The organism is Paenibacillus sp. BAC0078, assembly GCF_054483875.1.
Window position 1 is genome coordinate 108,237 of record NZ_JBTLRW010000002.1, and the last position, 20,053, is coordinate 128,289.

The window sequence follows — 20,053 nt, forward strand, 5'->3', positions numbered from 1 at the left end:
TTTTTTGCGCTTCCGCAGAATCGTTAACTAAGCGTTATAGCCAAAACCCAGAATCGTAAAGCATTTGTCCTGATCCTCAGCCGCCATTTTAATTTCTATTACATGCTTCTGACTATGCTTATGCTGGTACAGAATGACCGGGTTGCAGTGTGTCCAGTTGTTCACATGCGGATCAGCGGTGAGCACAAGCTTGCCGTCCACGAAAATATCCGCCTTTCCGAACTCTGGGCTGCCTGAATCCTTGTATACGAGGATGAGGTTTTTGCTTGTTATCGTCAGCTTGAAGCTGATCTGGCCGGACGAAGCTGTATGCAGCCAATTATGTGGAAATTCCGCAGTCCCGAAGGGGTTGGCATCCATTTCAACCATCTGCAATTCCGTATCGGTCTCCGAGAAGCCGCCTGCCTCAATGCTGGCAGTGTCAATTAGACTCTTTCGATCCAGCAAACGGGTGCCGGCAAAATCACTCCCAAGAATTGGCGGTTGATCTAGCGTGATATCTTCGTCGTCCGTTGGCGAATTATAGGTTTCGGAGAACAAGTGGGCGAGACTATCGGCCATTACCTGATGGCCGTCATTTGTCGGATGATAGATATCATAGAAAAATTGCCGTTTCGAGATGATGTTGCCCTCAGATTTGCTCAGCCGGAACTGCTCAGTTACCGCGTCCTTTACGCTGACCATAGGGAGATTGTAGTGTCTGCCTACGGGAGAGAGGCGGTCCTGCAGATTCCAGTCATTCACAAATACGCTGAACAGGAGAATAACGGCCGGGCGGTTCTCGGCGGCAAGGATTTTCAGGATGAGGCTTTCAAAGCAATTGCCCTTCGTTTCATCGCCCTCGTCGTTGACCGCGAATTCCACCACCACGATGTCCGGCGTCACAGCACCGTCCCTGAGAACATCTCTTTCATAGCGGATGACCCCAAGCTCCGACGGCGTTCCGCCTACTCCGGCCTTCACAAAATGAATGTTCTCTCCGCCGTCCTTGCCGAACAGCTCCTTGAATCTTAAATAGGACTGATAGGCATAACATTCGGTATGTATCGGCTTGGCTCCCGCGCCCTGGGTGATGGAACCGCCGATATAGGCGATGGTGACGTCCTCGCCTTTTGCCGCCTTTTCCAGAGAGGCTTTCAGCCTTTTATTATTGCCTGAATGCAGCAAAGACTTCGCGATCATATCCCGGTATTCCTTCGAACCAAACGGGACCGGAGGTTCCACTGTCAGTTCAGGCACAGTGTAGCCGTCATTCAGATAGAAAATAATACTCGCCGTTGCCAGCTCGCCTTCGCGGCTGAACTCAAAGGCAAATTTGCCGGGAGCTTCATCATCCTCGGACCATGCGACATCCTCCAGCTTGAGGATGATTTCGGTTCCATCGCCAGGGCATGGAAGCAGCAGCCGGGTTCCCGTTTCATATTTACTCGTTCTACCCCAGTTCTGGAGAAGAAAAGAGACCTCTGACGCGCTATTCGCCGTCTTCACCGACACCCCGATACTGTGAACCAATCTGCGGAATCCGCTCCAGCTGGAGAGAAGAGCCAGCATCTGCTCATCCGTGACTCCGCCGATATATCTGGCCTTATCTATCAGATAGTTGCCTTCCAGATAGATTTCCTGTGAAGGCCTGCCCTCGGCCCGGGCTGTGGCCTCAATCGCTGTTTCGAACAGCACGAAAAATCCGCTTCTTCTCTCCGCCGGGTCCTTGGGTGCTTTGGGACCTTCCATGTTACCGGTGGCAATGAAGCTGTTATTGTGTTCCACTTCGACCATCCTCGCTTTCTGACGATTGTGAATGCGTTCTCAACTTTTTTATTATAGTCATGGTTCAGGTACAGCTCAACGAGCAAAATGGATTTCCTTTAATTATTACAAAAAGTTTCTAGTTTTCACATGGTGATTGAAATCGCTTTACTTATATAATGTGCCTAAGAATAAATGCACCTAAATATTTGAAATAAAGGATGCCAAGGAGAGAGATTTCAATGACAACGAATCGCGCTGTGGAAGCCGGAGGAGCAGAAGGATCAGACAGCTTGGCGGAGCAGCCTGAGTACCCGGCAGTCAAGGATTTGACGCTGGTGAAGCAGGGGAAGGCAGCCAAGCTGTACCTGGACCCCAAGGGGGAGGATTATGACGGATTGCGCCGGGTAGCGGGGTCGTTCGCTGCGGATGTGCAACTGGTAACCGGGGCTCTGCCTGAACTTTTCACACACATTGAAGCGCTGGATGGAACGGTGATCATCGCCGGGTCCATTGGCAGCAATGAGATTATTGATTCATTAATCGCGGAGGGCGTTTTGGATGTATCCTCCATACAAGGCAAGAGGGAATGCTACCGTATCCAGTTGATTGGGCGTCCGATTGCAGGGGTGGATCAGGCGCTTGTTATAGCGGGCAGTGATAAGCGGGGGACGATCTACGGCATCTATTCGATTTCCGAAATGATCGGAGTCAGTCCATGGGTATATTGGGGAGATGTTACCCCGGAGAAGAAGCCGCTCCTGACCCTTTCCGCAAGCCAGCTCAACATTACCTCCAAAGAACCATCTGTAAAATATAGAGGGATCTTCCTGAACGACGATTGGCCGTCCTTAGGCTCTTGGGTGACCCAGGCGTTCGGCGATTTCAACGAAGAGTTCTACGACAAGGTGTTTGAGCTGATCCTGAGACTGAAGGGGAACTATTTATGGCCAGCCATGTGGAGCGCCGAGTTCAGCCTGAACGGTAAAAGCAGCCCGATTGCCAATGCCCGGCATGCAGAGGAATACGGCATTATCATGGGAACCTCCCATCATGAGCCTTTGTTCCGGGCCGGCAGCGAATGGCAGAAGGTATACCAGCAGTACGGAAGCAGCAATTTGTGGGATTTTGCCCGGAACAAACAAGCCATCACCGCCTTTTGGGAAGACGGAATCAAGCGCAACAAGGACTTTCACAACCTGATTACACTAGGCATGCGTGGGGAGGAAGATTCTGCGCTGGAAGGCTCCCACCGGGAAAATATTGAGCTGCTGAAGGACATCATCCTGACGCAGAAAGAGCTGCTTAAGAAGTACAATCTGGATCAGGCGCCACAAATCTTAGCCGTCTATAAGGAGGTCGAGAAATATTGGTACGGCACAGCCGAGGTGGAGGGGCTCAAGGACTGGGACGTCCTGGATGATGTTACGATTCTGCTGGCAGACGACAACTTCGGCAATCTCCGCAAAATTCCGGCGGGTCGTGAGCAGCAGCGCAGCGCGGGCTGGGGGATGTACTACCATTTTGACTATCACGGCGGCCCCCATTCCTATGAATGGGTGAATACCATTCCACTTGAGAAGATTTGGGAGCAAATGTCCATGGCGTTCGATTACGGTATCCGCGATGTGTGGATCGTCAATGTCGGAGACCTGAAGCCGATGGAATTGCCGATAGCTTACTTTCTGGATTTGGCATATGATTTTGATGCATGGGGAACCGAAGCCATCAACCGGACTGCGGAATATACTAAGCGGTGGGTGAAGCAGCAGTTTGGACCAAGCCTGGAAGCTGAGACGATAGAAGGAATCGCACAATTATTATCGGATTACACCCGGATGAACGGCCGGCGCAAACCGGAAATTATCAGCCCCGCCACCTTCAGCCCGGTCCATGACCATGAGGCGCAGAGAGTCCTGCAGCAAGCGCTCGAAATCGAAAATGCGGCCGATAAATTCTATACGTTGATCCCGGAATCACATAAGGATGCCTACTTCCAGCTCGTCTATTACCCTGCTGTAGCTTCGGCAAATGTGGTCAAAATGCACATCTATGCGGGACTGAGCAGCCTTTACGCCAAACGCGGCAGTGTACTTGCGAACACCTATGCCAAGCTGGAAAACGAAGCCATCGAGCGTGACAAGGAACTGGAACGGGTCTATAACACCGGAATTTCGGGAGGCAAATGGCAGGGTATGATGAGCTCTCCCCACGTAGGGTATGTCAACTGGGATGCGAAAGGGTGGAAATATCCGCAGGCAAGCACAATAATCCCGGCCAAGTGCCCTCAGATGATTATTGCTGTGGAGGGAACGGAGCAAGCGTATGTGTCGGGTACGGCCAGTCTTCCGGTGTTTACCAATCTGCAGCAAGAGACGTATGACATTACGATCAGCAATGGCGGAGCAGCGGGATTTGAGTACCAGGTGGAGTGCAGCGCGGACTGGATCAGGCTCGAAAATACCAAGGGATGGCTTGATACAGGAGAGACAATTCAGGTTACTGTAGATTGGGAAAAAACAGCAGGGACTTCGTCAGGTGAAATTACCTTCTCCGGCGCTGGCGAAACCGTGAAGGTGACGGCAGCCGTGGAGTGGACCGACATTCAGAATGTGCCGCCGATGACATTTATTGAAGCCCATGATGTAGTGTCGATGGAGGCGGAGCATGCGTTATGCCGCGTATCCAAATCCGGGGTCGAGTGGAAAATTATCGGCAACTATGGACGTTCGTTATCTTCGGTCAAAATGTATCCGCACGATGCCTCTTTTGGACAACCGGAGCATGCGCCATATCTGGAGTACCGGATTCTTGTGCATCGGGACGGGGATTACAGCTTGACCGCTTATATTGCGCCAACAAATCATCTGTCGCCGGTCAGCGGCTTGAAGTATGCAGCAGGCTTTGACAGTGAAACGCCGGTGATTGTTGACGCCCTGCCGGCGGATTATGAGGGCGGCAATCATGACAATGAACCGTGGTGCCGCGCAGTTATGGACAATATTCATACCGTGACCACCCGGCATCCTTTGGCAAAAGGCATGCATACCCTCCGCTTTTACGGCCTCGATGCCGGACTTGTTCTGCAAAAGCTTGTGCTGTCCGCACTTCCGCTCCCCTATTCCTACCTGGGGCCACAGGAGAGCTTCTATACCGGACAGCCCGTGCGTTAAGGTCTTAGTCTAGCCGGGGATCGGGAGTCCAGGCTTGCTCCCATACCCTCCGTTATTTCAAGGCGGATGACGGAGGGTACCCTTTTATATGCTTGAAGACATTGCTGAAATAGGCAACATCATGATAACCGCAGTGCTCCGCTACCTCCGTAACATTGAACCCCCCTGCCGAGAGAATCATCTCGGCGTTGTTCACCCGCACCCTGTTCATGAATTCCTTGCAGGTTGATCCGGTGTTCTGCTTGAACAGCTTGCCCAGGTATACGGGATTCAGGCCGACCAAATCGGCCAGGCTGCCAATCGTGACGTCCTCCGAATAGTGGTCCATGATATAGGTCATCGCTTTATGGACCCGCGGATCAAGGAGAGGTGCCTCCTGATGGTGGGCAATGCTGAGCAGACGATACACAATCAGTTGGAATATGGCCCGGGCTTTCATCCTGTAGAAGGGCTGCTTGCCCATCCAGACATGTGAGAATTCTCTGATGTCCTCCACAATCTCTTTTGTCATCCAGTTCTTGGTTACTGTTGCAAAAGGGAGCTGCACGTGATTGTCCGTCCCCTCCCAGAAGAAATTAAAGGCGAAGGAATGCATCGGTGCTTCTTTGGAGGTTACGGCTTCCCGGACGCTGCCGGAAGGAACATAGAGCATGTCGCCGGCCGTGGCCGTGAACTTCTCCCCGTTAATAGAGTAGGTCGATTCTCCTTCGACGATGAACGTAAGATCATGGAAATCAATCCTGCTGCTGACAATCTGCCAGTCCGGAAATGATCTGCGGTCAACGAAGAGGCAAATATTCGGTACAAGATTCTCATATTTACCAATATGCATCAACTTACCTTCCTCCTTCCAATAAATCATAGCATCCCGGATTCGAATGATAAATAGACGGGCGGATTTTGCGAGATTTTTGTGAGCGCTCTGCGGTAAAATAGATAGAGCTATACATAGTGAGAGGGGCCTCGCATGTTGAGAATTGTGAATGTCCGCAGAATTGCGGGGATATGTTCGTTTTTTATCTTTACCTTTTCACTGTTATTGATGCTCTATTCCCAAACCGCTACAAGCCGCAATCTTCCGCAGGCGCAGCAGGGCGTGCTGGACCTGACCTCCTGGGATTTGGAGGAGCAAGGCCGGGTCAATCTGGATGGAGAATGGGAATTCTATGAAAATAAGCTGCTGAGTCCGGCAGATTTTCAGCAAGGAAGCCATCCAAAGGCCGCCTATTTATCCGTCCCTGGCACCTGGAAAGGCAAAAGTGAAGACGGCGGGATGCACCGTAAGGGCTACGGAACCTATCGTCTCCAGGTGAAATTGAAGCAGGCGGATGAGGTGCTCGGCCTGAAAATAAAAAGCATCCGCATGTCCCAGAAGCTGTTCATCAACGGCAGGCAGGCAGGAGAGAGCGGGCTGCCAGCGGAGGACGGCGGCTCCTTTAAGCCGGGGAACACGCCGTATACTGTGTTTTTTCATGCCAATTCCAGGACGGTTGACATTGTGCTTCAAGTGTCCAACTTCAACTTTGTCACCGGAGGGATTGTGAACCCGATTCCTTTTGGCACACAAGAGGATATTACCCGGGTGAACACCATCCAGCTTGGCGTCGATATCGGAATCATTCTGGTCTTGAGTATGTTCGGCGCATACCATTTCAGCTTCTTTTTTGTGGGGCGCAGGGAGAAGGAGTATCTGCTTAGCGGTTTGTATCTGCTGCTGCTTGCCTTACAAAACTCTCTATATGGAGATAAAATATTTCAGCGGCTGCTTCCGGGTTTTCCGTTCGAATTTGCTTACAAGTTGCTGGAGATCAGCCAGTTCCTCGGCGGGTCCGTTATTATTGTGTTCTTCTGTACTGTGGAGCCCGGTCTGATGTCGCCCAAGCGGCTTAGACTGATCCTCTCGCCATTTGTTCTGTATCTCATTGCGGTTCTGATTCTGCCGTATTCTGTACATATCAGTGTGAAATATTTTTTCATGCTGTATCTCGCAGTCGTCGTGGTCGGCATCATCATGAGAATGGTGTATTTATATTTCCGCAGGCAGAGCCATGCGGCGGACCGGGCAGAGCTGCTGCTGTTTATTGGCGGGGCTATCGCGCTGATGATCTCCCTCGTGGACGGAAGCCTGTATTCGGAAAATATTGTGCAGAGCGATTTGGTGGGAAGGTTCGGAATCATTGCTTTTATTATTCTGATCAATACTTTGCTCGCCGTAAGGTTCTCCAATGCCTATGACAAAACAGAGGTTCTGTCCCGGCAACTGCTGGTCTCGAACCAGCTTAAGGATGAGTTCCTGATGAACACCTCGCATGAGATCAAAACGCCGCTGCACGGCATTATGAACATGACTTCATTTTTGCTGGAGGACGGGGAAGAGAATCTGCAGGACAGTCAAAAGCAGAATCTCTGGCTGATCAAGGACACGTCAACGAAGCTGTCGATGCTGATCCAGGATTTGATCGATGTCAGCCGCCTGAAGCATGGGGAGCTGCGCCTGCAGAGAACGGTGGTTGATCTGAGGGTGGCCTCGCAAATCGTCTTTGACGTGCTGCAATTCGAGCTTGCGGGCAAGGAAGTTCATCTGGATAACAGGGTTGAACCGGATATTTGGGTTCTGGCCGATGACAGCCGGCTGCGGCAGGTGATGTATAATCTGGTACACAATGCTATCAAGCATACGGATAGAGGGTCGATTGTCATTGCTGCAAGGACGCTCGGCAACCAGGTCTCGATTACGGTTGAGGACACCGGAACAGGGATACCTGAGGATAAGTATAATGCGATATTTGAATATTTTGAGCAGGTGGATCAGCCGCTGCCGCAGGACGGATATACGGGGATGGGGGTCGGTCTGTACATCAGCAGAAAGCTGGTGGAACGGATGGGCGGAGAAATTCGTGTGGACTGGTCGGAGCTCGGCAAGGGGACGCGGATGATTTTTACACTGCCGTATGTGGAGCAGATCCCGGGTTACCGCGAAACGGCTGCCGCCGGAGCGATGGAAAAGCATGCTTCATATGAGCGTACTTCGCTAGATATAATTGACCGTAGCGGGTATACGATTCTTATTGTCGATGATGAAGCGTCGAACATTCATATACTGCTCAACCTTCTTGGCCGGCATCATTATAATGTGATCACTGCGTTCTCGGCCAAAGAAGCAGTGGTCAAAATGCAGCAGCATCCGAATGTGGATCTGGTCATTCTGGACGTGATGATGCCCGGAACCTCCGGTATTGAGCTTTGCCGGACGCTGCGCAGACATTACTCCATTCTTGACCTGCCGATTCTGTTCGCCACCGTCAAGGACTCGCCGGCGGATATTGCCCTTGGCTTCCGGGCTGGTGCGAATGATTATGTGACCAAGCCTTTTGACGGTGAAACCCTGATCGCCCGGATCCAGACCCTGATTGCCATGAAGACTTCGATACGGGATGCTATACGCCATGAGCAGGCTTTTCACCAGGCCCAGATCAAGCCGCATTTTCTGTATAACGCTATGAGCAGCATCATTTCATTCTGTTATACCGATGGGGAGAAGGCAGCCTATCTGCTGTCCATGCTCAGCCAGTATATCCGTTTTATTCTCGATATGGACCGCTCTACACTGGTTGTTCCTCTGCACCGTGAGCTGGAGCTGATTCAGGCCTATGTGGAGATTGAGCAGGCCCGGTTCGGGGAACGTTTCGATTTTGTGTGCCAGGTGGACGAGGGGCTGGGTTCTGTTGAAATTCCTTCACTGTGCATCCAGCCTTTTGTGGAGAATGCAATCCGGCACGGGCTGTTTGAGAAAGAGGGGCAAGGCTTGGTATCGCTCAAGATTCAAGCGGGTGAAGGTTATATGAAGGTTACGATTGAAGATGATGGCGTGGGCATCCCTAATGACCTGCTGTATCAATTAACCGGAAACGGCCAGCTTGGCGGGAGCATCGGCATTCATAATATCCGCAAGCGGCTGGAGGCCATCTCCGGGGCCAGCTTGACGATTCACTCCGAGCCGGGAGGCGGGACCAAGGTGATGATGTATCTGCCAGCTAACCGCAGTACTGCGGGTGGGGGCGGCGAGAAGGGTCTCTACCGGTAATTGCTTAGGAGAAAGGACGGAGATACGATGTTTCGAGCCGTTATCGTTGAAGACGAGCAGCCGATTCTTGATCTAATGAAGGTGCTCATTGGGCGTAATCCGGATTACGCGATTATCGGAGCCTTCACTAGTCCGCTGGAGGCGCTCGCCAGCCTGCCGGAGCTGAAGCCGGATGTGATCTTCATTGACGTGGAAATGCCGAAGATGAATGGGCTTGAGCTGGCGGGCAGGGTTCACAAGCTCATGGAGTCCACGGAAATCGTATTCACTACAGCCTACAAAAATTATGCGCTGGAAGCCTTCGAGGTGTCCGCACTCGATTATATTCTCAAGCCTGTGACGATGGGTGCGATCAAAAGGGTTACGGAACGTCTGCTCAAGCGGCTGGGAACAGCCGTCCCCCATGAACAGAAGGCTGCGGGTCCAACGATCTGCTGCTTCGGCGGATTTGACGTCCGCAATTCAGCGGGCCAGCCGGTTCACTTCCGGACACGCCGGGCAGAGGAGCTGTTTGCTTATTTCCTGTGCCACCCGGGGCGGTATATCAGCAAATGGAAGCTGACGGATTTGCTGTGGCCGGACATGCAGGATGAGCGGGGATCGTCGAATTTACATAATACACTCTACCTGCTGAAAAAAGTGCTGAAGGAAAATGATTTTGGCATGAGCATTCAGAAGGTGAACGACGGGTACGTGCTGGAGGCCGGAAGCAAGGAATATGATGTGCTGATCTTTCAGCGTCTGCAGAATCTGTCTGCTGAAGGGAGAATAGAAGCGGATCAGGCGGAACAGCTCATTTCCCTGTATCGGGGACCGTTGTTCGAGGGCAAACCCTATTTATGGAAAATATCTCTGGAAGAGGCGTATTTCAAGCAGTATACGGCACTGATTCGCTGGCTGGTTGCCAGAGATCTGGCCTCCCGGAACTCTAGTAAAGCGGAAGAGCGGCTGGATGCGTACCTGGCGCACTATCCGCTGCAGGAGGACATGCTTCAGCTCTTATTCGACATTTACAGCAAGCACGGGAAGAAGGAGAAAATCATCAGACTCTATGAAAACTTCGAAGCGGCATACCGTAAGGAGCTTGGACTGGAGCCCTCCGGGGAGCTGAAAAACAGGGTTGCAGCTTATTTAGGTTAAGCGTATCCCGGCGGCAGATGTAAGGTTATGGCATGAAACGGGGATTCCTGAATATACTCTCACTACCGAATTACCTCTAAAAGGAGTCCTGGCCATGCCCACACATCCGTATGTTTCCCGTTTCTTTGTGTATGACGATGCCCGCCGCGAGCAGCTGATTTATGAACTGCCGGAATCCTGGTGGAGCCGCCCTTATGAATACGAATGGTGTACAAATTTCATTTCGCCGCATGATGCAGTGCTTGATGCTGCGAGCGGTATTGCAGAGCCGCTCAAGTTCTATCTCGCAGGCCGCAGTGCGGAGGTTCACGCCTGTGACATTGATGCGCGGATTCTATCGTGGGATGCGATTATGCAGGAAATTGCTGATGAGATCGGCGAAGAAGCGGTGCAGCTTGCTCAGGCCAGCCGGACGCCCAGGCTCCATCTGGCCCAGACCGACCTTACGGCGCTTCCGTATGCGGATGAGAGCTTTGATACGATCTTTTGCATCTCCGTCCTGGAGCATTTATCACTGGAGGATTCTGTACGAGCCATTCAGGAGTTCCACCGCACGTTGAACGGAGAGGGGCTGCTTGTGCTGACCTTTGAATATCCGACCGTTAATCTGCAGCGGATGAACGATTTACTGCTGCAGGCCGGATTTCAGTATTGGGGCGAGACGGATTTCATGCTTCCGGCAGATGCCGTGCGTTCCGGGGAATCAGGCGGGCTGAGCTGTTTCCGGGCGGTGCTCAAGAAGGAGCAGGCCTAATCTCTGAATCTACCATTTATTTGGATTTTCTCTCTCTATTGTAGTAGAATAGTTGCAGATTTTACAAATAGAGAGGGGTCACAACATTTTGCGCAGATTTGCATTCATTTCGATCCTGTTCATTCTGTTGCTTCCGTCACAGGCTGTGTTCAGCGAGGGAGCTTCAACTAAAGAGAACATCACCCTTGCTTTTGCCGGTGACATTCTGCTGGATGGATTTGTCGGCGATCAGATCGAAAGATACGGCGTCAACTTTCCTTTTGTTAAGGTAGCGCCCGTTCTGAAGCAAGCGGATATTGCCTTTGCCAACCTGGAGACACCGGTATCTGTAAGAGGGAAGGCGGCGGAGAAAACCTTTGCCTTTCGCTCCAAGCCGGCGGCGCTTGCGGGACTGAACTACGCGGGGATTGATGGCGTAACTTTGGCCAATAATCATATTCTGGATTTCGGACAGAACGCCATGCTGGATACGCTCATTCATCTCGACAAATACAAGATTGGGCATACCGGAGCAGGCAAGGACAGCGATGAAGCGTTCAAGCCTTATACCCGGACGGTCAAAGGTAAAAAAATCGCCGTGCTCGGCACGAGCCGCGTGCTCTCAAGTCCTTCCTGGTATGCCGGTAAAAGCCACCCCGGCGCTGCCTCCGCCTATACGCCGGAGCCGCTGCTGGGCGCAATTAAGAAATCGGCGAAGGAGAACGACTACACCATTGTGTACATCCACTGGAATACGGAGTTTAAGGACTACCCCGAGAAATATGCCCGGACACTGGCAAAGCAGATGATCGACAGCGGGGCGGATATGATTCTCGGTGCGCACAGCCATTGTCTGATGGGGATTGAATACTACAAGCACAAGCCAATCTATTATTCGCTGGGCAACTTTGTATTCAACCGTTCCACGCGCGGCGGCGACAAAACGCTGCATTCGATGCTGGTCCAATTTAACATCGCCAATGACGGTGTGACCAGCAGGGTTACTCCGGTCAAGATTATCGGCGGACAGCCTAATTTTATGGGCGATGCCTACAATAAAGACACCATCAAGCGGCTGAATCAGCTCTCGTTCAATGCGAGAATTGCTGCGAATGGAGAGGTAAGCGAGAAGCTTTGAGATGAACTGAAGATGCATTGCACGAGCCCGGGCGATTAGCTGTTCTAATCGCCCGGGCTTTTGTCTATGGAAGGAAAGGGGCTACTGCGGCTGCCGTTGGCGGATTTCCACATCTCCTCCCGGTAGGCCCCCGGCGCTGTTCCATAAGCCTTCTTGAAGGCGCGGATAAAATAATTGGGCTCCAGCCCCAGGCGGCCGGCGATTTCCTTGATGGGCATATCGGGATGCGTCTCCATCCACTTTACAGCCTGATTCAGCCGCAGGCCCTGCAAATACGCATGTGGAGTAATCCCGTAGGCTTCGCGGAAAATCCGCATGAAATGCTGAACCGAATAGCCCACAACATGGGCAATATTGGACATCTGCAGGGTTTCGGTGAAATGCTCCTGCATGTAGCCGGCGGCCCGGCGCAGCGCTTCTTCCGCAGGGCGGCTTCCCGGAAGAGAGACAGGGACGGAGGGAAGCTCTGCCAGCTCCGAGAGCAGCAGGAAAAAGGAATAGAGCTGGCTGGAAATGTGCGAGGCCCGGGATGACTCCGCCTGGTCCGCAAGCTCCCAGAGCAGCTTCAGAGGAGCAAGCAGCGTCCGCGTATCGTTCAGAGGGATCGCTGTGCTGAACGGCAAACCGCAGCCGCGGATGAGCTCTTCGGCAATTCTGCCCTTGAACCCGATGTAGCCAACCATCCACGGGGCTCCAGACAGTGGAAAGTACTCATGCGGCTGACCGGTGGGCAGAATTAGTGCTTGTCCGGCTTCCAGGGTCAGTGTTTTTCCATCCTTGAACCGGACACGGCCTTTGCCCTCGAAAGCAATGAAGCACTGCGGCACTAGATAACCGGATGGCCGGGAGATGGGATGCTGTGCATGGCAGCCGATATTGTACAGAGCCAGCGGCAATCTCGGGTTCTGATCATCAGAGGACAGGCGAAACGGAAGTAGCATGGAGAATCCCTCTCATTCAAATTGTGCTATATCGTACTAGCATTGTGCTAACCATCTATTGATAATCTAATCTACTATATGAATATAGTCCAGTAAGGAGGAGGTAGCAAGGTGAGCTTGGAAGCAGGGAGAAGCAAAAGCTTGTTTGATGAGAATTGGAGCTTTCACAAAGGAGATATTCATATTCCACTTGCCGTCAAGGCGGGCATGACAGGCGGTATTACCGACTTTGTTTCCCATCAGGAGGGTGAATGGCTGGATATTGCTTTTAACGATAAAGGGATGGGTCATCGGCAATTGGAATGGCAGAACGTGAGCCTGCCGCATGACTGGTGTGTGGAGCAGCAATATGTTCAGGATGAGTCGCTGGGTTCAAGAGACGGCAGCCACGGATATTTGGCGGGGGGAGTCGGCTTTTACCGCAAAACCTTCGCGCTTCCGGCAGAGGGAGCCGGTCGCAAGTGGACGGTCCGCTTCGACGGTATGTCGGGTCTAAGCACGGTGTGGGTCAATGGACATTTGATTGGTGAGCATAGGGGTGGATATATCGGATTCGCCTATGATTTGTCGGATGTGCTTCGTTATGGAGAGGAAGGCCAGAATGTCATTCTTGTTAAGGTGGATGCAACAGAATGTGAGGGCTGGTGGTATGAGGGCTGCGGCATATACCGCCATGTCTGGCTGGAACAGACGGACCGTTTGCATGTAGCCGAGTATGGAACGTACATTACGACACCGGAGGTCGCGCAGCAGCAGGCTGTGGTGCATGTTAACACCCGCATCTGCAATGAATATGCCGAGGAACGGTCAGTCTCGCTGCATACAGAGATTTACGATCCTGCCGGAAAGCGGGTCTGCGGCGAAGCGGTGCAAGCGGATGTGGACTGGTATGGCGAGACGGAGCTGGAGCAGATCTTTAAGGTGGAGCAGCCGGCGCTTTGGTCTCCAGACACGCCTTGCTTATATAAGGCGGTATCTATTGTGAGAAATGGCGGGGTCGAGGTCGACCGTTATGAGACGGTGTTCGGGATCCGCAGCATCCGCTTTGATACGGAGGAGGGCTTTTTCCTGAACGGGGAGCCTCATCTCATTAAAGGAACCTGCAACCATCAGGATTTCGCCGGAGTGGGGGTTGCGCTTCCGGACAGTCTGATTGAATACAAGCTGAGGCTGTTGAAGGAAATGGGGTCAAACGCATACCGCAGTGCGCACCATCCTCCGACCCCCGAGCTGCTGGATATCTGCGACCGGATCGGAATGCTGGTGATGGACGAGAACCGCAAGCTTGACAGTAGCCAGAGTGGACTGTCCCAACTGAAGCGGATGCTCTACCGGGACCGCAATCATCCTTCTGTGATCATCTGGAACCTGGAGAATGAGGAGGTGCTCGAAGGAACTATAACGGGCATGCGCCTTCTGAAGACTCTGGCGGAAACGGCAAGAAGAATAGACCCGACGCGGCCGACCTCCGCTGCCATGAATCATGGCTGGAACGAGAATGGCTACAATGATGTTGTTGACATTACAGGCTACAATTATGGACACCGGGACCATCTCGATATCCGTGACCATGAGCGGTATCCGGGACGTGCGATCATCGGCAGCGAATGTGCCAGCTATACCGCAACCCGGGGAATTTACGAGGATGATCCGGTGCGGGGCTACTGCTCCGAATATGGCACGAACATTCCTTCATGGGGCTGCAGTCCGCAGCAGGCCTGGACGGATATGGTGAACAACCGTTTTCTCACCGGGGTTTTCATGTGGACCGGGTTCGATTACCGGGGCGAGCCGACGCCTTATCTGTGGCCGTGTGTGAACTCCCATTTCGGGCTGATGGACACCTGCGGGTTCCCGAAAGACAGCTATTACTACATGCAGGCAGTCTGGAAGGATGAGCCGATGGTTCACTTGCTCCCCCATTGGAACTGGCCGGGATCAGAAGGCAAGCCGGTGGAGGTGCGGGTATTCTCCAATACCGACACTGTAGAGCTGTTCCTGAATGGTACAAGTCTGGGTGAACAGCAGGTGAACCGGACCGGGTATTTGTCGTGGAAGGTTATGTATGAGCCGGGGGAATTAAAAGCAATAGGGAAACGCGGCGGCCAGCCGGTTGCCGAGAAAGCGGTCGTTACAGCAGGACAGCCCTATCAAATCCGTTTGGTCCCGGACCGCTTGGCGGGAAAAGCGGACGGGGCGGACACCATTCCGGTTCGCGTGGCTATTCTGGACAAGCAGGGCAATGTTGTTCCGACGGCCGACAACGAGATCCGGTTTGAAGTGGAGGGGGCAGGGCATCTGCTTGGCGTAGGCAATGGCAATCCCAGCAGTCATGAGCCGGATAAGGCTGCGGTACGGCGGGCTTTTAACGGCTGGTGCCTGGCCCTGATTCAGTCTTCTTCAGAGGCGGGAGCTATTACGGTGCGAGCCGTCTCTACGGGACTTGCGGCTGCGGAAGCTGATCTGCATACAACCTCCGGAGACTCCATTTAATTGAAAATAATCTGAGCGCCGGAAGAAATTCCGGCGCTTGTTGGCGTTCTTCCATTCATCTTCTTGCCGCAGCCTATTTATTTCTGGGTGGGGGAACGATAATATAGACATACCGAATTCATACAGAGGATGTTTCGCTAATGATGCCTAAGCTCAAGAAATACATGCCTTTCACCTACAAAATGATGATTCCCTATCTCCTGCTTGTTCTGCTGACCGACGTGGTCATCGGATACATCTCCTACTCCATGCTCACCGATTCCCGGACGGAGATGGCGGAGTCGAACATAAGAACAGGGATGGAGCAGGCAAGGACCAATATCCGCTATCAGATGGATGAGATTCAGAGAATGTCGGACAACCTGTTCGGGAGCCAGCCCTTTCAACGCGCACTTGAACTTAAGGGGACGCCGTTTGAAATTTATCTGGCTATGCTCGATGAGATTGTTCCTCAGATCACTGCGCCGCTGCAGCTGTTCGGGAACAAGATCCGCTTCATGCTCTATACACCGAACAGCAAGCTCAACATTGTATCCGGGGACAATCTGAATGAGCCGATTATTGACAGCGATTATTATATCCTGCCGCTTCAGGACATCGCCGGAAGCGATTGGTACCGATCCCTCAAGGATTCGAAACGGGATAATCTGTGGCTGCAGATTGATACAGACCAGAAGCTGGATAACATTTCGCATGTCCGCAGGCTGGTCAACTTCAGCGATTACAAAACCGTGATCGGCTATGTGCGCATCACCGTATCTCTGGAGGATCTGTTCGGCGGTTTCGACACCTTCCCTCTGGAGGAGGGGATTACCCTCCGGCTTGTGGACGAGTCCACGGGCGGCATCCTGTTCCAGCGCGGCAAGGCTAATTATGATGATGGAAGCGAGAATTTTCTCAGTCTGCATGAGCAGATTCCCGGCAGCAGCTTTGTTATCGAATCTTTGGTGCCGAGTTCATATCTGACGAAGGATGCCGGCAGGCTGCGACGGGTGATTGTTGCGGTATGCGCGCTCAGCTTCCTGGTGATGACGGTTATCGGATATGCGGTTGCCCGTCTTTCCGGGCGCAAGATGAGCCGAATCGTGGGGCTGGTGCGTGCTTTTCAGGAAGGGAACTTCCAGAAGCGCATCCGCTTCTCCGGCAATGACGAATTTGTGCAGATCGCGGATTCCTTCAATGTCATGGCCACCAATATTCAGGAGCTGATCAACAGCGTCTATGTGCAGGGTATCCAGAAGAAGCAGGCCGAGCTGGAAGCCCTGCAGGCGCAGATTAATCCGCATTTCCTGTATAATACTCTTTCAACCATAAGCAGCCTGGCGAACCTCGGAGAAATCGGCAAGGTCACGGAAATGGTGCAGGGACTCTCGCGTTTTTACCGCCTGACGCTGAACCAGGGCAATGTGTACATTGAACTGGAAAAAGAGCTGGAGCAGGTTGCCACGTATCTTGAAATCCAGCAGGTCAAATATGCGGATGCCTTCTCCGTCTATGTGGATGTGGACGAGGAGATTCTGCAGATGCGGGTGATCAAGCTGGTGCTGCAGCCGTTCGTGGAGAATGTGTTCAAGCATGCATGGTTTGGAGAGACGATTGCGATCCGCTTGACCGGCAGACGGGTCGGCGACAATATTGAGCTGAAGGTCATCGACAACGGAATCGGCATGCGTCCCGAAACGCTCGACCGGATGATGAAGGGGTCAAGTCAGGCCGGAGGCTACGGGGTGAAAAATGTGGACGAGCGGATCAAGCTCAGATACGGGGACGCATATGGCGTCACTATTGCAAGTATTTTTGGAGGCGGCACAACCGTTCGGCTTCTAATGCCCGCCGGGCTTATGGATAACGAGGAGCTCTTATGAAAAGAGTCCCGCAAGCAACATCTTGCATAATTACAGGAGGAAAGTTTCTATTATGAGCATCAATGTATTGCTGGTTGACGATGAAGCGATAGATCTGGAGTGGCTGCGGCGCAGAGTGCTTGCCAGCGGACTTAATATTACGGTAGTGGGTACCGCGAGCAGCGGCTTCAATGCGCTTAAGATCATGGAAGAGGAACGGATTGATATTATTTTGTCGGACATACGGATGCCTATCATGACTGGAACCGAATTCGCGCGCCGGGCGAAGGTGCTGAGTCCGAAGACCAAGATTGTGTTCATCAGCGGCCATGAGGATTTCAGCTATGCCAAAGAAGCGATTGAGATCAATGCCTCCGGCTATTTGCTTAAGCCTGTGCAGGATAAAGATTTGTACGAAATGCTGGGTTCATTATGCGCCAAAATGGAGCAGGAACGGGAGCAGGACCGCTCCTTCAGCGAAGCCCTGTCCCTTGTGAACAAGGAGCTGCTGCTGCGCTGGCTAGATGAGTCTTCTCCCGATCCCGCAGAGCCGCATCTGCGCAGCATCCTGACTCCGCTGCTGCAGAAGGGCGCTGCGGCGGCAATTGTGGAGATTGACGATTTGGAATGGAAGCTGCGTGATCTGTCCGAGGAGGAGGCCCGGAGCATCACGCGGCAAATTGCCGAGCTCATCAAAGCCTTTGCCGAAGACGCGAAGCTGGGTACCTTGATCGCCGTTCACCATACCCGCTTTGTTATTCTGGCGACACTAGTGCAGGAGAGCTTCCTGCCTTTGCTGGAGGAGCTTATCCGCAAGGTGGCGGCGGCGTCTCCCTGCACGGTAACCGTCGGTGTCGGACGTTACGCAACGAAAGAAGATGAGCTGCATGAATCCTACCAGCAGGCGCAGGCTGCGCTGAGTGCCAAATGGCTGCTGGGCAAGAACCGTCTGATCCGCGATACGACAGAATCGTCGCCAAGAGGAACGCCCGGGGCGCAGATTGAAAAGACGGTGGACCTTCTGCTGGAGGCGATTATCCAATATGATCTGGTGGCGATAGATGATCATCTGATGGCGCTGTTCACGAAAGATCTGCCGGCAGGCAAAAAGGATGTTTACGAGCTGATTATCCGTATTACCTCGAAGCTTCACGCCGATCTGCAGCAGCAGAACGAGAATCTGTATGAGCTGCTGCAATGGGAATCGCATCAGCCGGATATCCTGTTCCAATTCGAGACAATTCACGATATCCTGTCCTGGATGCGGCGCAGATTCTTCGAGCTGTCGGAGCTGCTGTACGTGAAGCGCCAACGGCAGAAGCGCAAGCTGATTGATGAAATTATGCGTTACGTAGAAGAGAATCTGGAGAAGAAGATCACCTTGAAAGAGGTTGCCGCCCACTTCGACTTTACACCGAATTATTTAGGATATCTGTTCAAGGAAGAATACGGGGTGCCGTTCAGCGAATACCTCAATGAGCGCAAGACCAGCCGTGTATCTGAGCTGCTGAGCGACCCGACGCTCAAAATCTATGAAATTGCCGAGCGCATGGGCTACAAGAATATCATTTATTTCAACCGGCAGTTCAAGCAGACGACAGGCATGACGCCGGGGGAATTCCGCAAGAAGAACAAAATATAGCGTTCCGATCGTTGCCCCTGCTGCTTGTCATTTGGCCGAGGCAACTTTTGTGAGAACGGCAACCTATATGTTTTCACCGATCGTTGAAAAAGTATTAGTTTTAGTTGATAGGCTTAATCCCCGCCACTTAAACGGTTCTTTATAATAAAGCCATAGAGAAACAGTGAGAGGGAAGGGGATTCGAGATGAAACAGAAACAACATGGATTCTGGGACGATGTCAAGAAGTATAGATCGCTGCTCTTGATGCTAGTTCCTGCGGTATTGTTTTTCCTGTTGTTCGCTTACGTGCCTATGGCGGGTATTGTGCTGGCATTTAAGCAATTTAATTACACAGGCGGCGTTTTCGGCAGCCCATGGAATGGACTGGACAACTTCAAATTTTTCTTTGATTCCGGCGACGCCTGGCGCGTAACGCGGAACACGGCACTTTACAATATAGCTTTTATCGTTGTAAACAACGTGCTTCAGATCTTTGCAGCGATCCTGCTGTTCGAGGTTGCGGGCAAATGGTTCCGGAAGCTGACACAGACGATATTGTTCCTGCCTTACTTCATTTCCTGGGTTGTGGTTGGAGCTATCGCCTATAACCTGTTCAACTTCGATGTAGGTACAATCAACGTATTGCTGAAGGGACTCGGCATGCAGCCGGTCGACATTTACAACACAGCCGCTTACTGGCCGGTTATCCTCGTCGTTGTATCCGCCTGGAAGACGCTGGGCTACGGAACGATCATGTATCTGGCGGCTATCACCAGTATTGATACCGAGATGTATGAGGCGGCTGAAATTGACGGGGCGAATATTTTCCAGCGTATTCTGAAGATTACAGTTCCGAACCTGCTCCCTACAGTCATCATTCTGGTTCTGCTGGCGATCGGCAATATCTTCCGTGGAGATTTCGGGATGTTCTACAACATGGTCGGCAACAACGGGCTGCTGTTCTCATCCACCGACGTCATCGACACCTTCGTATTCCGCTCGCTGACGACTTCAAATGAAATTGGAATGTCCGCTGCGGCTGGCTTCTATCAATCGCTGCTTGGTTTTGCAACGATTATGCTTGCCAACTACGCAGTGCGCAAATACGATAAGGATCGTGCTCTATTCTAGGAAAAGG

Annotated in this window: 12 protein-coding genes; 9 read left to right on the forward strand and 3 right to left on the reverse strand. The window is 52.3% G+C overall.

What is annotated here, in order from left to right; genetic code table 11:
• Positions 1 to 27 precede the first annotated feature (27 nt).
• On the reverse strand, positions 28 to 1,731 hold the full coding sequence (locus ACX1DY_RS03965; protein WP_458963413.1) for an SGNH/GDSL hydrolase family protein: 1,704 nt from the start codon (positions 1,729 to 1,731) through the stop codon (positions 28 to 30).
• Positions 1,732 to 1,988: 257 nt separating this feature from the next.
• On the opposite strand from ACX1DY_RS03965, the gene ACX1DY_RS03970 reads away from it, so the two are divergent.
• Positions 1,989 to 4,919, forward strand: a complete 2,931-nt coding sequence (locus ACX1DY_RS03970) for a glycosyl hydrolase 115 family protein (protein WP_458962910.1) — start codon at positions 1,989 to 1,991, stop codon at positions 4,917 to 4,919.
• A gap of 52 nt (positions 4,920 to 4,971) precedes the next feature.
• Here ACX1DY_RS03970 and ACX1DY_RS03975 read toward each other — a convergent pair whose 3' ends face one another.
• On the reverse strand, positions 4,972 to 5,751 hold the full coding sequence (locus ACX1DY_RS03975) for an AraC family transcriptional regulator (RefSeq protein WP_458963414.1): 780 nt from the start codon (positions 5,749 to 5,751) through the stop codon (positions 4,972 to 4,974).
• 135 nt (positions 5,752 to 5,886) lie between these two features.
• Here ACX1DY_RS03975 and ACX1DY_RS03980 point away from each other — a divergent pair, with 135 nt between their 5' ends.
• From ACX1DY_RS03980 to ACX1DY_RS03995, 4 genes are all read left to right on the forward strand, one after another.
• Positions 5,887 to 9,003, forward strand: coding sequence for a hybrid sensor histidine kinase/response regulator (locus tag ACX1DY_RS03980; RefSeq protein ID WP_458962911.1), 3,117 nt, complete (start codon positions 5,887 to 5,889; stop codon positions 9,001 to 9,003).
• A gap of 27 nt (positions 9,004 to 9,030) precedes the next feature.
• The gene (locus ACX1DY_RS03985) at positions 9,031 to 10,143 is read left to right on the forward strand and encodes a response regulator (protein ID WP_458962912.1); all 1,113 of its coding nucleotides are present in this window, start codon (positions 9,031 to 9,033) and stop codon (positions 10,141 to 10,143) included.
• A 94-nt stretch (positions 10,144 to 10,237) separates the two neighbouring features.
• Positions 10,238 to 10,897 carry a class I SAM-dependent methyltransferase gene (locus ACX1DY_RS03990; protein WP_458962913.1) on the forward strand — a complete coding sequence of 220 codons (660 nt, stop codon included), beginning with the start codon at positions 10,238 to 10,240 and terminating at the stop codon, positions 10,895 to 10,897.
• A 121-nt stretch (positions 10,898 to 11,018) separates the two neighbouring features.
• Complete coding sequence (locus ACX1DY_RS03995; protein ID WP_458963415.1) at positions 11,019 to 12,014, forward strand: CapA family protein; 996 nt, start codon at positions 11,019 to 11,021, stop codon at positions 12,012 to 12,014.
• 44 nt (positions 12,015 to 12,058) lie between these two features.
• Here ACX1DY_RS03995 and ACX1DY_RS04000 read toward each other — a convergent pair whose 3' ends face one another.
• Complete coding sequence (locus tag ACX1DY_RS04000; protein ID WP_458962914.1) at positions 12,059 to 12,955, reverse strand: AraC family ligand binding domain-containing protein; 897 nt, start codon at positions 12,953 to 12,955, stop codon at positions 12,059 to 12,061.
• A gap of 111 nt (positions 12,956 to 13,066) precedes the next feature.
• Between ACX1DY_RS04000 and galA the strand changes: the two genes are divergently transcribed.
• From galA to ACX1DY_RS04020, 4 genes are all read left to right on the forward strand, one after another.
• Positions 13,067 to 15,448: a beta-galactosidase GalA gene (gene galA / locus ACX1DY_RS04005; protein ID WP_458962915.1), complete on the forward strand. Its 2,382-nt coding sequence runs from the start codon at positions 13,067 to 13,069 to the stop codon at positions 15,446 to 15,448.
• Between the two features lie 140 nt (positions 15,449 to 15,588).
• Complete coding sequence (locus ACX1DY_RS04010) at positions 15,589 to 17,313, forward strand: sensor histidine kinase (protein WP_458962916.1); 1,725 nt, start codon at positions 15,589 to 15,591, stop codon at positions 17,311 to 17,313.
• Between the two features lie 52 nt (positions 17,314 to 17,365).
• Complete coding sequence (locus tag ACX1DY_RS04015; protein WP_458962917.1) at positions 17,366 to 18,934, forward strand: response regulator; 1,569 nt, start codon at positions 17,366 to 17,368, stop codon at positions 18,932 to 18,934.
• A 185-nt stretch (positions 18,935 to 19,119) separates the two neighbouring features.
• Positions 19,120 to 20,046 (forward strand): ABC transporter permease, encoded by a 927-nt coding sequence (locus ACX1DY_RS04020; protein ID WP_458962918.1) that lies wholly within the window; start codon positions 19,120 to 19,122, stop codon positions 20,044 to 20,046.
• Positions 20,047 to 20,053 lie beyond the last annotated feature (7 nt).

Excerpts from the sequence above, each read along its gene's own strand:
- ACX1DY_RS03970 (WP_458962910.1), top strand. The coding sequence starts at position 1,989 with ATGACAACGAATCGCGCTGTGGAAGCCGGAGGAGCAGAAGGATCAGAC.
- ACX1DY_RS04010 (WP_458962916.1), top strand. The coding sequence starts at position 15,589 with ATGATGCCTAAGCTCAAGAAATACATGCCTTTCACCTACAAAATGATG.
- ACX1DY_RS03980 (WP_458962911.1), top strand. The coding sequence starts at position 5,887 with ATGTTGAGAATTGTGAATGTCCGCAGAATTGCGGGGATATGTTCGTTT.
- ACX1DY_RS04020 (WP_458962918.1), top strand. The coding sequence starts at position 19,120 with ATGAAACAGAAACAACATGGATTCTGGGACGATGTCAAGAAGTATAGA.
- ACX1DY_RS03975 (WP_458963414.1), bottom strand. The coding sequence starts at position 5,751 with ATGCATATTGGTAAATATGAGAATCTTGTACCGAATATTTGCCTCTTC.
- ACX1DY_RS04000 (WP_458962914.1), bottom strand. The coding sequence starts at position 12,955 with ATGCTACTTCCGTTTCGCCTGTCCTCTGATGATCAGAACCCGAGATTG.
- ACX1DY_RS03990 (WP_458962913.1), top strand. The coding sequence starts at position 10,238 with ATGCCCACACATCCGTATGTTTCCCGTTTCTTTGTGTATGACGATGCC.
- ACX1DY_RS03965 (WP_458963413.1), bottom strand. The coding sequence starts at position 1,731 with ATGGAAGGTCCCAAAGCACCCAAGGACCCGGCGGAGAGAAGAAGCGGA.
- ACX1DY_RS04015 (WP_458962917.1), top strand. The coding sequence starts at position 17,366 with ATGAGCATCAATGTATTGCTGGTTGACGATGAAGCGATAGATCTGGAG.
- ACX1DY_RS03985 (WP_458962912.1), top strand. The coding sequence starts at position 9,031 with ATGTTTCGAGCCGTTATCGTTGAAGACGAGCAGCCGATTCTTGATCTA.